This is a genomic window from Natrialba taiwanensis DSM 12281 (assembly GCF_000337595.1).
In the GTDB taxonomy this organism is placed as follows: Archaea; Halobacteriota; Halobacteria; order Halobacteriales; family Natrialbaceae; genus Natrialba; species Natrialba taiwanensis.
Window position 1 is genome coordinate 13906 of sequence record NZ_AOIL01000028.1, and the last position, 15375, is coordinate 29280.

11 protein-coding genes are annotated in these 15375 nt (G+C 63.6%); 8 read left to right on the forward strand and 3 right to left on the reverse strand.

Features of this window, described 5'->3' with window-relative positions; all coding sequences use genetic code 11:
- Nucleotides 1-40: 40 nt before the first annotated feature.
- The 3 genes from folP (at nt 41) to C484_RS08010 (ending at nt 5617) form a co-directional block, all read left to right on the forward strand.
- Nucleotides 41-2749 carry a dihydropteroate synthase gene (folP, locus tag C484_RS08000; protein ID WP_006825434.1) on the forward strand — a complete coding sequence of 903 codons (2709 nt, stop codon included), beginning with the start codon at nt 41-43 and terminating at the stop codon, nt 2747-2749.
- A gap of 132 nt (nt 2750-2881) precedes the next feature.
- The gene (locus tag C484_RS08005; protein ID WP_006825435.1) at nt 2882-3637 is read left to right on the forward strand and encodes a hypothetical protein; all 756 of its coding nucleotides are present in this window, start codon (nt 2882-2884) and stop codon (nt 3635-3637) included.
- Between the two features lie 297 nt (nt 3638-3934).
- On the forward strand, nt 3935-5617 hold the full coding sequence (locus C484_RS08010; RefSeq protein WP_006825436.1) for an NADH-quinone oxidoreductase subunit D: 1683 nt from the start codon (nt 3935-3937) through the stop codon (nt 5615-5617).
- 128 nt (nt 5618-5745) lie between these two features.
- Here C484_RS08010 and C484_RS08015 read toward each other — a convergent pair whose 3' ends face one another.
- Entirely contained in the window at nt 5746-6180 is a 435-nt protein-coding gene (locus C484_RS08015; RefSeq protein WP_239640944.1) for a hypothetical protein, read from the reverse strand.
- 89 nt (nt 6181-6269) lie between these two features.
- Between C484_RS08015 and C484_RS23620 the strand changes: the two genes are divergently transcribed.
- From C484_RS23620 to trpB, 4 genes are all read left to right on the forward strand, one after another.
- Complete coding sequence (locus C484_RS23620) at nt 6270-6410, forward strand: hypothetical protein (RefSeq protein WP_006825438.1); 141 nt, start codon at nt 6270-6272, stop codon at nt 6408-6410.
- A 3-nt stretch (nt 6411-6413) separates the two neighbouring features.
- On the forward strand, nt 6414-7442 hold the full coding sequence (locus C484_RS08020) for a YeiH family protein (RefSeq protein WP_006825439.1): 1029 nt from the start codon (nt 6414-6416) through the stop codon (nt 7440-7442).
- Between the two features lie 176 nt (nt 7443-7618).
- The gene (locus C484_RS24975; protein WP_006825440.1) at nt 7619-8029 is read left to right on the forward strand and encodes a hypothetical protein; all 411 of its coding nucleotides are present in this window, start codon (nt 7619-7621) and stop codon (nt 8027-8029) included.
- A gap of 98 nt (nt 8030-8127) precedes the next feature.
- Nucleotides 8128-9306 (forward strand): tryptophan synthase subunit beta, encoded by a 1179-nt coding sequence (gene trpB / locus C484_RS08030; RefSeq protein ID WP_006825441.1) that lies wholly within the window; start codon nt 8128-8130, stop codon nt 9304-9306.
- Nucleotides 9307-9309: 3 nt separating this feature from the next.
- Here trpB and C484_RS08035 read toward each other — a convergent pair whose 3' ends face one another.
- Nucleotides 9310-9783: an HIT family protein gene (locus C484_RS08035; protein ID WP_006825442.1), complete on the reverse strand. Its 474-nt coding sequence runs from the start codon at nt 9781-9783 to the stop codon at nt 9310-9312.
- Between the two features lie 51 nt (nt 9784-9834).
- Nucleotides 9835-10896: a glycosyltransferase family 4 protein gene (locus tag C484_RS08040; RefSeq protein WP_006825443.1), complete on the reverse strand. Its 1062-nt coding sequence runs from the start codon at nt 10894-10896 to the stop codon at nt 9835-9837.
- 703 nt (nt 10897-11599) lie between these two features.
- Here C484_RS08040 and C484_RS24600 point away from each other — a divergent pair.
- Nucleotides 11600-14386 carry a S8 family serine peptidase gene (locus tag C484_RS24600; RefSeq protein WP_275040114.1) on the forward strand — a complete coding sequence of 929 codons (2787 nt, stop codon included), beginning with the start codon at nt 11600-11602 and terminating at the stop codon, nt 14384-14386.
- Nucleotides 14387-15375: the final 989 nt, after the last annotated feature.

The following is a 15375-nucleotide window of genomic DNA, read 5'->3' on the forward strand; positions in this document are numbered from 1 at the left end:
AGTCCGACACCCTAAAGCGGGCTGGCTCTGTGGTTCGGATATGGAGTATCACGAGGCGGCGGACGTTCTCTTTGGCTTGCGGCGCTTTCGACCCAAGCCGGGGACGGCGTCGACGGCACAGCTGCTCGCCCACCTCGAGGACCCACACGACGGGGTCGCGTTCGTGCAGGTCGCCGGCTCGAACGGAAAGGGAAGTACGGCGCGAATGGTCGAGCGGACGCTTCGCGAGGCCGGGCTCTCGGTCGGACTCTACACCTCCCCACACCTTGAGGATCTTCGCGAGCGCGTGCGAGTCGACGGACGGAAGATGCCCCGATCCGCGGTTCGGGCGTACGTCGAGACGATTCACGACTATCTGACGGAGCGGGCTGCGGCCGGCGAATCGCCGACGTTCTTCGAGGCGATGACGGCCATGGCGCTGTGGCAGTTCGGCCGCGAGGACGTCGACGTGGCCGTGCTCGAAGTCGGTATCGGCGGGCGCTACGATGCCACGAGCGTCGTCGATCCCGTCGCGAGCGCGGTGACGAGCGTGACGCTCGAACACACCGGTATCCTGGGCGAGACCGAGGCCGAGATCGCGCGCGACAAGGCCCACGTCGCCCCCGAGGACGAGCACACGCCACTCGTCACCGGCGTTTCGGGACCGACGCTCGATGCGATTCGCGACGTTGCAGGCGAGGTCGTTACAGTCGGATCGAGGGGTGTGGCCACGGGAACCAGCGACGATCAGGATTCGAGCGACGAAAGCGACGCGAGCGATGAGAGAGACGGAACCGACGAGAGCAACGGGCCGGACGCAGACGACGGCGCGCCAGCGGAGACCGAACCGAAAGCGTCCGAGGACGGAGACGCTGACTCGAGTTCGGCGGCTCCCGATATCCGCGTCTCCTCCGACGGCCGTGCGAACCACACCGAAGCCGCCATCTCGATCGATGCCGACGACTGGGCTGTCTCAACCCGAATTCCGCTTCTGGGCCCCCACCAGGCCGAAAACGCCGGTATCGCCGCTACCCTCGCTCGGCAAGTTACCGATATCTCCGACGCTGAACTCGCCCGCGGGCTCCGGAACGCCCACTGGCCCGGCCGGTTCGAGGTTATGGATACCGACCCGCTCGTCGTCCTCGACGGCGCGCACAACCCCGGTGCCTGCGAGCAACTCGCGGCGACGCTCGACACCTACGAGTTCAGCGAGTTGCACCTCGTCTTCGGGGCGATGCACGACAAGGATCACCGCGAGATGGCCGCAGCGTTGCCGACGCCGGCGTCGGTGGTCACGACGGAGCCGGGTCTCGATCGGGCGGAGGACGGCGACGTGCTCGCGACAGTGTTCGAGCACGCCGGCGCGCCGACCGTCGAGACGACCCGGAGCGTTCAGGACGGCCTCTCGATGGCGCTCGAGCGGGCGGGTGCGGACGACTGCGTGCTCGTCGCTGGGTCGCTGTTCGCGGTCGCGGAGGCGCGTTCGCGCTGGACGACGACCGGCGTGACGAAGCGTATCCGCGACCGGACGGACGCCCGAGACGCGCTCGAATCGGCACAGGTCGCACCGGGCGATGTCGACCGGTTCGACGAGCAGGCCGTCCATCGCGTCATCAGGACGAATCTCCAGGCTCGACAGGCGAATCGCCTCCGGGAGGAGTTGGTGCGCCTCGACGGCGAATGCGTCCTGTCGGGAACCGACCGCCAGCACGACGAGCGTGTCGATGCCGTACTGATGGGCACGCTCGAGCAGTTCGAACGGCTCGTCGAGACGCTCACGTCAACGCCAGCGGATGCGGACGGAAACGGACTCGACACCGTCGCTCGCGAACTCGCAGACACGCTTGAACTCGCCTCGGTCCCCGGCGATGACGCGGATGCAGATGTCGCTGTAGATGGAGAGACGGAGGCGGCCGCGGACGCAAACGCGGCGACGAAGTCGGCCCCCGCAACCCGACCCTGGACCGGCGACCGCACCGCAGTCATGGGCATCCTGAACGTCACGCCCGATAGCTTCCACGACGGCGGCGAGTTCAGCGCGCTGGCGGACGCCGTCGAGCGCGCCGAGGCGATGGTCGAGGCCGACGTGGACGTGATCGACATCGGCGGTGAGTCGACTCGACCCGGTGCCGATCCCGTCCCGACCGACGAGGAGATCGATCGCGTGGTGCCCGTCGTCGAACGGCTCGCTGAACTCGACGTCGAACTCTCGGTCGACACCAGAAAGGCTGCGGTGGCAGACGCCGCGCTCGAGGCCGGCGCGGACATCATCAACGACGTGTCGGGGCTCGAAGATCCGGAGATGCGATTCGTCGCGGCCGACCACGACGCGGGGCTGATCGTGATGCACAGCATCGATGCGCCGGTCGTGCCGGGCCACGAGGTGACCTACGACGACGTCGTCGAAGACGTGATCGACCAGCTCGCAGAGCGCGTGTTGCTCGCGGAGAAGGCGGGCGTCGACCGAGACCGGATCATCGTCGATCCGGGGATCGGCTTCGGCAAGTCCGCGGCCGAGAGCTTCGAACTGTTAGACCGGATCGACGAGTTCGGCGCGCTCGGGTGTCCGGTGTTGGTCGGCCACTCTCACAAATCGATGTTCGCGCACGTCGGACGGGACGCGGGCGGGCGGGGCGAGGCGACGGTCGCGGCGAGTGCGCTGGCGGCGGATCGGGGGGCCGACATCGTCCGGGTGCACGACGTGCCGGAGAACGTCGCCGCGGTGCGGACGGCGCTTGCGACGCGCGATCCGGAGCGGTTCGAGTGGTGAGTCGCCGGTCGGGATCGGATTTCGATGGACCGGATCGGTTTCGGTAGTCAGTTGCCGGTCTAACTTTCAACCGTCAGGAGCGCATAGCACCGACGAGCCCGATCGCTTACGCTCGGTGCTCGGTGTCTTTCGATGACAGGAGAGCATCCGTCAGATCACGGCGACGGTGAAGAGCAACGCGACGAGTACGGCCCCGGTACGATGCTCCCGACGGGGCCGAACGCGGATTCGGTTTCCGTTCCCGATTCCGTTTCCAGTTCCGTTTCCGCCCCCGGAACGCTGCCAGTCGTCGGCGGTGCGATTCTGGCCCTCTCCGGGATTCGATCGCTGCTTCGCGGGCGGCTCCGCTCGCTTCCGATCGGTGCTGCCGGCCTTGGTCTGCTGGGCTACGGACTGCGAAAGCGCCGCGAAGAGGGCAGCGCTCAGACTGCACTCGCGTCGTTCGGCGAGACGACCGAGGAGTCGGTCCCCGGCGACGAGACCGCGGACGAGGACGCGTCGTCCGGAATCGAGTTCGTCGACGACGAGGAGAAGGCGGCATCGCCGACGGGTTCGAAGCCTGAACTCGACTCCGACGAGCACGATCCGCGACGGAACACCGACGACGACGATCACCTCGAGATCGACGTCTCCGAGTCGGCGACGAGAGACGAGGTCTCGGAGGCGACTGGTCCCGACCCCGAACAGGCCGAGCCCGTCCAGACCGAGGCCACCGAACCGGAGCGGACGCCGGACGGCGATTCGGGGTTTGGCGACGAAGAAGCGTCGGACGCAGCAACGGAACCCGATGACGATAGGGCGGACGAAGACGACGGTGAAAGCTCATCCGACGTGACTGACGACAACGGGACGGAGTCAGACACTGACGAAGCCGACGCCGATACCTGAGAGCGGGCGCATTTCGCCCGCCTGCTCTTCCACCCGCTCTTTTGGCGCAGAACGCAAGCTCCGTCCCCGTCCTCGTCAGTACGTATGCGACAGTCCGCAACAGTCCACGAAGCGCCTCTAAACGCGACTACGGCTACGCTCGGGATCGAGCCACCACGGTCGCGGTGAATCGAACCAACGAGCCGCGCTGAACTCGCCAGTTCACGCTCCTGACAGTCACCCAAAGGCGGGAAAATTCTCATTTCACGGTCGGTTGTAGCTCCGAGGAACCGTCGCCACGTCGGCGACCGATCCAGTATGAGCGACCAATCACAGCGCACCCGCGCGGAGATCGATCCCGAGTACGACCACCACCGCGAGGATGGCGTCGACGAGTCTGAACTCGAGTCGCTGCTGGCTGGGTACACCATCGGGCGGGACGATCACGAGAACGCGCCCGCGTTCGTCATCCGACCCGACGACGTGCAAGCGGTATTGACCCTCCTTCGGGACGAGGCGGGGTTCGATCACCTCTCGTGTATCACGGGCCAGGAGTACGAGGATCGCTACGAGTCGCTCCTGCACGTGACGAAGTACGACCGGCGGACCCACGAGGTGACGCTCGTCGTTCAGCTCCCGACGGACGCGCCCGTCTCTCAGACGGCCGAACCGGTTTTTCGGACCGCTGACTGGCACGAACGGGAAAGCTTCGATCTCGTCGGCATCGAGTACGAGGGCCATCCCGACCCGCGACGAATCCTCCTCCCCGACTCCTGGCAGGGCCATCCGCTGTCGCGGGAGTACGACCAGACCAAACCGCAAGTCGTCAAATACGCCGAACACGCGAATCCGCTCCAGTCCGACCACAGAACCGAGACGGATACGATGGTCCTGAACATCGGACCGCACCATCCGGCGACCCACGGCGTGTTGCACCTCAAGGCGACCCTCGACGGCGAAACGGTCGTCGATGTCGATCCGGATGTCGGCTACCTCCACCGCTGTGAGGAGCAGATGTGCGAACAGGGGACCTATCGCTACCAGATCATCCCCTACTCGAACCGGTGGGATTACACGGCGAACCTGCCGAACGAGTGGGCGGTCGCCCGCGTTATCGAGGACGTGGCCGATATCGAGGTCCCGACGTACGCGCAGATCCTTCGCACGATGGCGACCGAGTTCGGCCGGATGCTCGGACACTTCCTCGCGCTCGGCACCTTTGCACTCGACGTGTACGGCGAGTTCACGGCGATTTTCCAGTACGCGTTCCGCGACCGCGAGGTCGTCCAAGACATCCTGGAGGATCTGACCGGCCAGCGGATGATGTTCTACTTTTTCCGATTGGGTGGCGTCGCCTGGGACTTGCCGGAGCCTCGCGACGAGTTCATCGACAAGTGTCGGGCGTTTCTCGACGAGTTGCCGGCGAAAATGGACGAGTATCACGCGCTCATCAGCGGCAACGAAATCTTCCAGATTCGGACGGTCAACACGGGAGTTCTCGAGCCCGATGTCGCGAAGTCCTATGGCTGTACGGGGCCGGTCGCCCGCGCGTCCGGTATCGACTACGATTTGCGGCGGGACGATCCGTACGGCTACTACGAACACCTTGACTGGGACGTGGTCACGGCGGACGGGTGCGACAACCACGCGCGGGTGCTCGTCCGGATGCGCGAGGTCGAGGAGTCGGCGAAGATCGTCCAGCAGTGTCTCGACCTGATCGAGGACTGGCCGGAAAACGAGCGGACCGTCCAGAGCAACGTCCCGCGAACGCTGAAACCGGACCCGGACATCGAAACGTACCGCGCGGTCGAGTCCGCGAAGGGTGAACTCGGCATCTACCTCCGAACGGACGGGTCGAACAAGCCGGCCCGGTTCAAGATTCGGAGCCCGTGCTTTCACAATCTCTCCGCGCTTCCCGAGATGGCCGAGGGGGAGTACGTCCCGGACCTGATCGCCTCGCTCGGCAGTTTGGATATCGTACTCGGAAGCGTCGACCGGTAGCAATCTGACGCGTCGGGTGATGGATGATCGGCATTCGGCCGCCCGTCCTGTTCTCCGTTTCTGTTCCTGTCCTCGTTCCGCCCTCCGCTCACCCCGTCCCGGTCTTTACCCACGTCTCCGCTCTCTGCTCACCTGTCTCGATCTCTGTTCCCGTTCCCGCCTTCATCTCCGTCCTCCTCTTCGACCCCGTCCAGGTACTCCAGACAGCAGTCCCGATCTGCTGCGATGTGCTCGCTGGCCATCCCCGCCGCCTCCGACTCGAGCCCGTCGAGTTTTTTCGCCACCTCGTCGATCCGGTCGGGTTTCGGTCCCGGTTCCGTCTGCGTCCTGTGCCCGTCCTGTTCCTCGGACGGCCCCTCGTTGAGCGAGTCGACCCGATTTCTGAACCGTTCGGTCGGCCGCGTCGCTCGCTCGACGCAGGAGCTCGCGGGCTCGATCGAGGAGGTCCGTGCCGCCCTTACTGTTCTCGGCGTCCTCGGCGGGAAGACTTCGTCGTACGAGCGGGAACCGGATCTAGACCGAGTGAGCACGTGCCAGCGACCGGAGAGCCGTCTCGTTGGCACGTTCACGCGTCACAGAAAGATGCAATATATACCTGCATCCCTGACGAACCGACAAGCGTTAAGTTCGCGGGTCCGGTGCAACCGAACGAATGTCGCTCGATGGATGGGAATCTGGTGTCACAGTCGTTCGGTCCCGCTGGACGGGACTCGAACGCGACTGGCAGAGCGTCGTCGTCGCCGCGACGATCATCGTCACGACCGACCTACTTGAAGTGCAGATCCCCTGGTGACAGATGGCGGTTCACCGGCTCCTTCCGGGGCTCGCCGTCCTCGGTATCGGTGCGTTTTTCGTCCGAGCGTTCGCTCCAGTTATCGGGTTCAATCACCTGCTCCTCGCCATTGCACTCGGATTCGTCCTGACCAACGCGGTCGGCGTTCCGGCCCGTCTCGAACCGGGCATCGCGACGCACAAACTCTGGCTCGGTGCCGGTATCGTCCTCATGGGCGCGTCCGTTTCCCTCGGTGCGGTCCGTGACGCCGGCTGGCTCGTCCTCCTCGCGATCCTCGCCGTGGTCGGAACCACGCTGCTCGTCGTCGAGCTCCTCTCGCGGTTCGTCTTCGGGCTGACCGATCGGCTCGGCTCGCTGCTCGCGGCGGGAAGCAGCATCTGCGGCGTCTCGGCCGTCGTCGCCGTCGCGGGTGCGATCCGCGCCCGGGAGGAACAGGTTGCCTACGCCGCGGCGACGGTGCTCCTGTTCGACGCCGTGACGATCGCGATCTACCCGGTGATCGGCGAACTGCTCGGTCTGTCGGGGCGAGTGTTCGGCATCTGGGCCGGAATCAGCATGTTCTCGACGGGGCCCGTCGTCGCCGTCGGCTTCGCCCACTCAGACATCGCCGGCCAGTGGGCGACGATAACGAAGCTCGCGCGCAACGCGCTGATCGGCGTCGTCGTCCTCGCGTACGCCAGTTACTACGCCCGAGAAGCGAATCGCACGGACGGCGGTCGTAGCGCTCCGTCCGCCGGCGCCGCGAGCTCGACGATTCGAACGCTCTGGAGCGAGTTCCCGAAGTTCGTCCTCGGCTTCCTCGCGCTCGCCGTGCTCTCGAGCCTCGGCGCGTTTTCGGCGGCACAGCGGACCTCGCTCGAAAACGCCTACAACTGGCTGTTCCTGGTCGCGTTCGTCGGCCTCGGGACCGAAATCCGGCTGGACGAGTTGCGACAGACCGGCGTGACGCCCGCGTTCGTCGTGCTGCTGGCGCTGCTCGTCGCCAGCACGCTGTCGCTCGCGGTGCTTCTACTGGCGTTCTCGTCGTCGTGAGCGGTCCACAGCCTTTGAGTCGCTGTACCGCTGCGTCGAAATCGAACGTCCGTCGAAGGTACCGGGAATATTCACCTATTCTTTCGCGAACCGCTGTAAGGGCGATCCGTCGGCGCTCTGGTTTCTTGTACACGGCCGGTGCGTTGCGGCCGGTACAGCAGAAATCTCGGTTTGAAGTGGCGATCGTCGACGGTGATCGCAGGCGGCAGCGATCGGCGGACCGGGACGAGGAAGGTCTGCGGGAGCCACGGCACGCCGAGCAGCGCCGAGAGAAACACGCCGGCGCCGTTGCTCGAGCCGACGATCACGGCCGGATACCCGCATTCGGGATACTGGTCGACGACCCACCGGCGGAACGCCTCGATGTCGACGTCGCCCAGGTCGTCCGGATGGACACCGTCGTCGAGTTGAAGTTCGGCAATCCCGGCGGCGTCGACCGCTCGCCAGCGACCAGCCGCGAAATCCTGAGAGCCACATCGCCATCTCGGGTCGGACGTCGCGTCGAACGGAGTCGATTCGCCCGGGTTCCCGGGCCGCAGCAGCGGTATCTTCCGTCATCGAGGGTGCGCGGGAAATACCACGGCTGACCGGATAATACCCGGCCAGCAGGCGATGCACCGATTCTGCGCCGGCGGCCCTCCAAGCGCAGAACTTACTTGCCGGTGAGGCCCGACAAGCCGGATATATGCCTGAACGAGAGTTCGATGGAGACGAGAGCGGTGGCGAGTTCGAGGGGTACGGCGGGCGATACGTCCCGGAGCCGCTACAGGAGCCACTCGAGCAACTTGCAAGCGCCTACGACGAGGTGGCGGCGACCGACGAGTTCGAGACGGTGTTTCACGACTATCTCGAGGAGTTCGCGGGGCGACCGACACCGCTTTACTACGCGGAGAACCTGAGCGAGCGCTACGGCGCGGAACTCTACTTCAAGCGCGAGGACCTGCTCCACGGCGGCGCACACAAGATCAACAACTGTCTCGGGCAGGCTTTACTCGCGAAGCGCGCCGGGCGGGACCGACTCATCGCCGAAACCGGAGCCGGACAGCACGGCACCGCGACCGCGATGGTCGGCGCGCTACTTGGCCTCGAGACGGAAATCTACATGGGAAAAAAGGACGTCGAGCGCCAGACGATGAACGTCTTCCGGATGCGGCTGCTGGGAGCCGAGGTCAATGAAGTGACCCGCGGCGGGCAGGGGCTCGCAGACGCCGTCGACGCCGCGCTGGAGGACTTCGCCGAGAACGTCGACACCACCCACTACCTCGTGGGCAGCGTCGTCGGTCCGGACCCGTTCCCGCGGATGGTCCGGGACTTCCAGAGCGTCATCGGCACGGAAGCCCGCGAGCAGTTTCAGGAGCGAACCGGCGACCTCCCCGACGCCGCAGTCGCCTGCGTCGGCGGCGGCTCGAACGCCATCGGGCTCTTCCACGCCTTCCGCGACGATCCGGTCGACTTCTACGGTGCCGAAGGCGGCGGCGAAGGAACGAACTCGAGCCGGCACGCGGCCCCGCTCGCGAAGGGGACGGACGACACTATCCACGGCATGAAGACGCGCGTCCTCGACGACAATGTCGAGGTACACTCGGTCTCGGCCGGCCTGGATTATCCCGGCGTCGGCCCCGAACACGCCATGTTCCGCGCCGTCGGCCGCTGTGAGTACACCGGCATTACGGACGAGGAGGCGCTTGCTGCGTTTCGCGAACTGAGCGAAACGGAGGGGATCATCCCGGCGCTCGAGTCCAGCCACGCCGTCGCCCGTGCGATTGAACTCGCCGAACGCGGCGAGCACGAGACGATCTTGGTCAATCTCTCGGGTCGCGGCGATAAGGACATGGAGACCGCCGCGGCAAAATTTGAACTCTGACGACTAGCAGTATTCTCGAATCGCCGAGACGAGTTCACTCGCATCCGAATTGTCGAGGCGATGGCGCGACAGCGCCAGGGACACGGAATCGTCTTCGAACCGCGGAACCAGATGGACGTGCGCGTGCTCGACGGTTCCGACCAGCGGTCCGCTCGTGTAGAAGACGCTGAATCCGTCTGGTTCGAGCGCGGCTTCGAGTGCGTCGGTCATCGTCTGTACTGTCTCGAACACCGCAGCCGTTGCCGCCGCGTCGAGGTGGAACAGTTCCGCCTCGTGTGCGCGCGGCACGATCAGGGTGTGGCCCGTGACGGCCGGCTGTTGATCGAGAAACGCGACCGTTTGCTCGTCGGCATAGAGGCGGGCAGCCGGTTCGTCTCCGGCGACGATGTGACAGAACTCGCAGGGGGGTTCGCTTCGCTGCTCGTCGTACTCTCGCTTCGCAATGCCGTCGATTGCAATTCTCCCGTCGTCGCTCATACGAACGCTCTCTCAGCAGACGATTATATACCCGTCTGCCCGTCTTCTTACTCAGAAAATACCCGCCGACTCCTGTAACCCTCGATAGGCCGTTAGATACCGGTCGCGAACGTCGTCTCGGTCGTACGTCGCGAAGTGGTCGTCGATATCCCGGAACTCGAGTTCACCGGCGTCGAGAATCGTGTCGCTGAGTTCGTCTTCGCTGGTGGTTCGAAAGCCGCGGTCCCAGCCTTCGACGAGTTCGTGGGCGCTCGAGTTGGCGTGGTATTCGACGACGCCGACACAGCCTGCGGCCAGTGCCCGGAGCATTTCGGTGGGGAAGACACAGCGTTCTGCGGTCTGGGCGAAGACGTGAGCGCCGCGGTAGGCGGCGATCCGGTCGTCGAGCGAGAGGTCGCCGGCGAAGGTGACGCGGTCTTCGATGCGGAGGTCTCGCGTAAGTTGTTCGTAGGCCGCTCGTTCGGGGCCGTCACCGATGACGGTGGCGCGCCAGTCGCGGGTCCGGTGTTCGGCGAGCGCGAGGAGGAGGCTCTCGAGGTTCGCGCCATCGTCGAGGCGACGGGCGTAGAGGACGTCGGCGCGCTCGCCCGGCGTGACCGAGCGGATGCGATCGATATCGATCGGGTTCGGAAACGTGTCGACGGCGCGTTCGGTGACGCCGAGTTCGCGGACCCAGGTTGCGACCAGTTCCGACGGGACAAAGTTCCGGTCGACCGAACGCGCGGCGAGTTGTCGCCAGCGGTCCGTCGGGAGACCGCCGTGGCCGTACCAGTCGGCCACAGCCGGGGCTCGAGCGAGCGTTGCGCCCAAACTGGCGGCGAGAACCTGTTTTGGTCGGTCGGCACTGGCGTGGATAATGTCGGGGTTTGAAGCGGCGAGGACGAACGGCAGTCGAACGAGAAACGACGCCCGGGCGTCGGGGCCGACGGAGACGCCGTGGTAGGTGATATCCTCGCGTTCGAACGTCGAGTGTTCGCCGTCCCAGAACTGGGTACAGTAGACGTGAATCTCGTGGCCGGCGTCTCGAAGGAGTTCGAGAACAGTTTGGAGTCGCTGGTTCGTCTCAGTGTCGTGGTGGAAAACCGTTTCGGAGGAGACGAACGCGACGCGCATATGCCACGGCCACGAAGCGGGAGGATAAAAAATCACTTCTTTCGTATTCGACTGATCCGCTCTGTGGGAAGCGCCGGCCGAACGCCACCGAAGTGTTTGAAGGCGCACCTGTTCTCTGAAGAGACGTTTTGCGTTTCGAGCGAGTTCTGTTCCGGACTGGTTCGGTTCGAGACTGTTTCCGATCGGTTACGATCGCTATAGTGGCCGCTACAAGTCGCTGCACACCCAAATCCACGATGGCTATCGATCGGTGTGTAACCCGCTGCAGTGGTACTAGAGGTGCTGTCGGACAGCACGACGTGACAATCAGGACACCGCTGGACCGGTACTATTGATACTGTTGGACAGAACTACGTGAAGATCGGTCGCTCCGCTGCGGCCGTCGCCGGTGGAGACGGCCGCGAATTCGCGACTGACTTCCTATTGACTTCTGCCCGACAGTATGCGGATCGCCGGGTTTCGCAACTGGATAGCCAGCAGCCGGTTATGGGAATTACCGGAATCTATTTCCTATTCCACTAGAGTAACGAGTGTATTCTTTCATACAATTTCACTGAGCGGCGACTATCAGGGAAGATTAACCGAGAACGCGATTGACTGACCGATACCGGATCGAGAATCGGTCGGCCGTCTCAGCGGTCTGAGAACACACGTTCGACGGTCCACCGCCGCTCGGAGAACCATGGTAGGTGATAACTCTCATGTGGGAGACGAGCATCGAATCGATAGACGAACGACGCTGAAACTCGCCAGTATGGTCGGCCTCGGTGCGGTTTTTTCGGGAACAGCGCTCGCCGACGCGAACTCGAGAGACGATCTGTCGGTCGATCCGGAACGCTCCCCACCGTGGGAGAGTCGCGATGACCTCCCGGATCGGTGGGCACGAAATCGATGGTTCGTCGAGTTAGACGCACCGCCGACCGCTCGCGGCGGCAGTGTGCACGCTCACGCGTCCGAACGAGCGAATCTGCGCGCACAGGCTCGTCGGGAAGAGGCCCAGTTTACGGAGCAGTTCGATTACACCACGCTGTGGAACGGCTTATCAGTCGACGCCGATCTAGCGACCGCCATCACGGTAAGCACGTTTGAGAGCGTCAACGCGGTGTATCCGGTTGCGATCGTCGACCATCCCGAGCCCGAAGACGCATCGCCAGCGCTCGACACCGCACTCGCAATGACCGGTGCTGCGACCGCCCAGTCCGAACTCGGATACTCCGGTGCCGGTCAACGCGTTGCAGTCGTCGACACGGGCATCGATTACAATCATCCGGACCTCGGCGGCAGTGGAAACCAAAACGAGACGTATACTGCTGTCGCCGAGCACGACCGGACCCTCACCGACCCCGACGGCGAACACCATCCCCGAATCAGCCACGGCTGGAACTACGTTGGCGAAGGCTTCGATGCTAGCGACCCGGCTCCCTCGGAACCGAACCCGAACCCCGACCCGATGGACAGACAGGGACACGGGACCCACGTCGCCGGAATCGTCGGTGCAGATGCAGCAGCCGAAGACGGCGTCTCCGGCGTCGCCCCCGAGACAGCACTCGGCGCGTACAAGATATTCGACGTCGGCTCGAGTTCAGCCGACATCATCGTCGCGGCTCTCGAGGACGCCTACGAAGACGGCATGGATGTCATAAACATGTCACTCGGGGCAACGCTGGCGTGGGGGCAGGAATACCCGACGACAGCAGCAAGTAACGAACTCGCCGCACAGGGTGTCGTCGTCGTCAACTCCGCCGGCAACGACGGCGGGCTTGGCACCTGGAGCATGAGTGCGCCGGCGAACGGTCACGATATCATTAGCGTCGCTAGTGCCGAGAACACCCACCTCGAAGCGCAACTTTTCGGCGTCGACCACCGTGCAGAGCCGGTCCCGTACCTCGAGATGACCGGCGCAGAACGGCCCCCGACCGAGGGCGAATCTGCGCCACTAGCGCTCCCCAGCGCGAGTGAACTCGAGGGTGAAAGCGGTTACTTCGGCTGTGATAGCAGTGATTTCGACGAGTTCCCCGAGGGCCATGTCGCCCTGATCGAGCGCGGCCACTGTTCGTTCGCACAGAAGTACCTGAACGCCGTCGAAGCCGGTGCCACGGGCGTCGTAATCTACAATAACGTCTCGGGACTCTTCTCGGGGACGGTCCAAGACGCCGGTGTCGACGGCGTCTGGAGTGCCGGGATCAGCGATACCGACGGTCAATCGCTCGCGACGCTCCTCGAAGACGGGACCGACGTCTCGCTCGAGTTCACAAGCGACGCAGCGACCGTTCCGAATCCGAACGGCGGCCTGTTGTCGGATTTCAGTTCGTACGGGCAGGATGTTGAACTCGAGTTCGGCCCGAGCGTCACAGCACCGGGGGGCTTGATTACCTCCACGTATCCACTGGCGCTAGACGGGTACGCGATGTTATCGGGAACGTCGATGAGCGCCCCGCACGTCGCTGGCGCAGTCGCACTGTTGTGTGAATCCGAGCCGGATCTCGATCCGGTCGAGGTACGCGATCGGCTCCAGAATACGGCCGAACCCTCGCCGTGGTCGCTCGCGCCGGATCTCGGTCTGGATCATAGCTTCCGGCAAGGTGCTGGAATGATTCAGATCGACGAGGCGATTGAAGCCACTCAACGAGTGTCTCCGGGACAGATCGCTGTTGGTGACGGGTCCGGAACCGACGCCACAGTGACGATTCGAAACGATGGTGACGAGGAACTCGTCTATTCGATCGGTCACGTCGGCACGATCGGTACTGCGGGCAACACGTTCGCGCCGTCGTTTTATGGAGCTGGAAGCACGCTCGAAGCGCCGGAGACTGTCACGGTGCCAGCAGGTGGAACTGCGGAAGTCGATGTCCGCCTGACTGCGCCCGCACTTGGACTTCCGAATCACCAGTACGGCGGCTACATCGAGTTTGACCCGGCGGACGAGACCGCGGCGACGCTTCGGGTTCCGTACGCCGGTTACGATGGAGACTATCGCGAACTCCCACTGTTCGGATACTACGAGAGTGTCGACGAGTTCGTCGAGCAAGAACCGCGGGTATCGGCGATCGTCGGTGAAGATGAAGACGGAAATCCGATCACTGAACCGGTCGGGGAAGGCCACGAGTTCACCGTTGCGGAAGGTGACTATCCGATCGTCGAGGCGTTCTTCGGGCACTTCCCGCGTGAGATGCGGATATACGCGGTTGATCAGAAGCGCGGGCACGAGTATCTCGTGATGGAAGATCGGTACCTCTCGCGAAGCGATAGTCCAGATACGTACTACGAGTTCCCGTGGATGGGACTGACGCAGGCCGGAGAAAGCGATAATACGCGGCCGGTTCCGAAGGGGATGTACACGCTCAGGGTGGAAGTCCTGCACACCCTCGGGGAGCCCGAAAACGAGGACCACTGGGAAACCTGGCAGTCGCCTGAGTTCGAGTTAGATACGCGACGAGTCGGGGGACAGAGACCAGTGAGCACTCCCGCTTTCGCCAGCGCTGATGAATAGAGGAATAGATGAATAACAGGTTCAGTAACTAATCGGCTGCGAATGGCTGCCCCCGCGGCGACGGCCCGAAAGCCACGATCGGGTATTCATGGACTGTTGCTCATACTGCCGGACAAAACTATTCACACGTCGATCGCACTCGAACGGTCGTCGCCATGAGCGACAATCCGTGAGACGCGATCGAGTGTTCACTGACTTTTGTCCGGCAGTATCAACAGTCTCATTCGTCGCTGTTCTCGTCAGCGATGTTTCTGCGAAGATCGTTCATCGTGCCCTCAATAGCCGAGTCAAGTCGGTCCGTAAAACTGTCCTCATTGGATCGTGAGTTGCTGGGTGTCTCCGCCTCGCCGGTTTCGTCTGCACCGTCCGTTTCAGCGTCGGTGCTGTCGCTCTCGCCTTCTGTTTCGTCGCCGGTCCCCTCGTTGCCGGTGTCCCCGTCGTCACCGTCATCTTCGTCCTCATCCTCTCCGTCACCATTCTCGTTTTCATCCTCACCGTCGTCATCCGCATCTTCATCTTCATCTTCACCTTCACTATCACTGTCATCACTGTCTTCCTCGCTTTCATCCTCGTCCCCCTCTTCGCTCGTCTCATCGTCTTCATCACTGGTCTCTTGGTCGTCGCCCTCTCCGTTTTCATCCCCGTCCTCGCTATCCGAATCTTCGTCNCCTCTTCGCTCGTCTCATCGTCTTCATCACTGGTCTCTTGGTCGTCGCCCTCTCCGTTTTCATCCCCGTCCTCGCTATCCGAATCTTCGTCACCTTCCTCCTCGTCCTCTGTATCCTCGTCATCCGCGTCTTCATCATCCGAACCTTCGTCATCTGAATCTTCGTCATCTGAATCTTCGTCATCTCCATCCTCACCAGACCCCATCGAGAACCCGTTTTCGTCTCCTTCCCGCTCGTCCGAGTTCGGTGTGGACGATCCACTATCGCTCGTCGATGCATCGCTGGCTCCGTTGTCGTCGCCGTTCGTCTCAAGGACGCCGA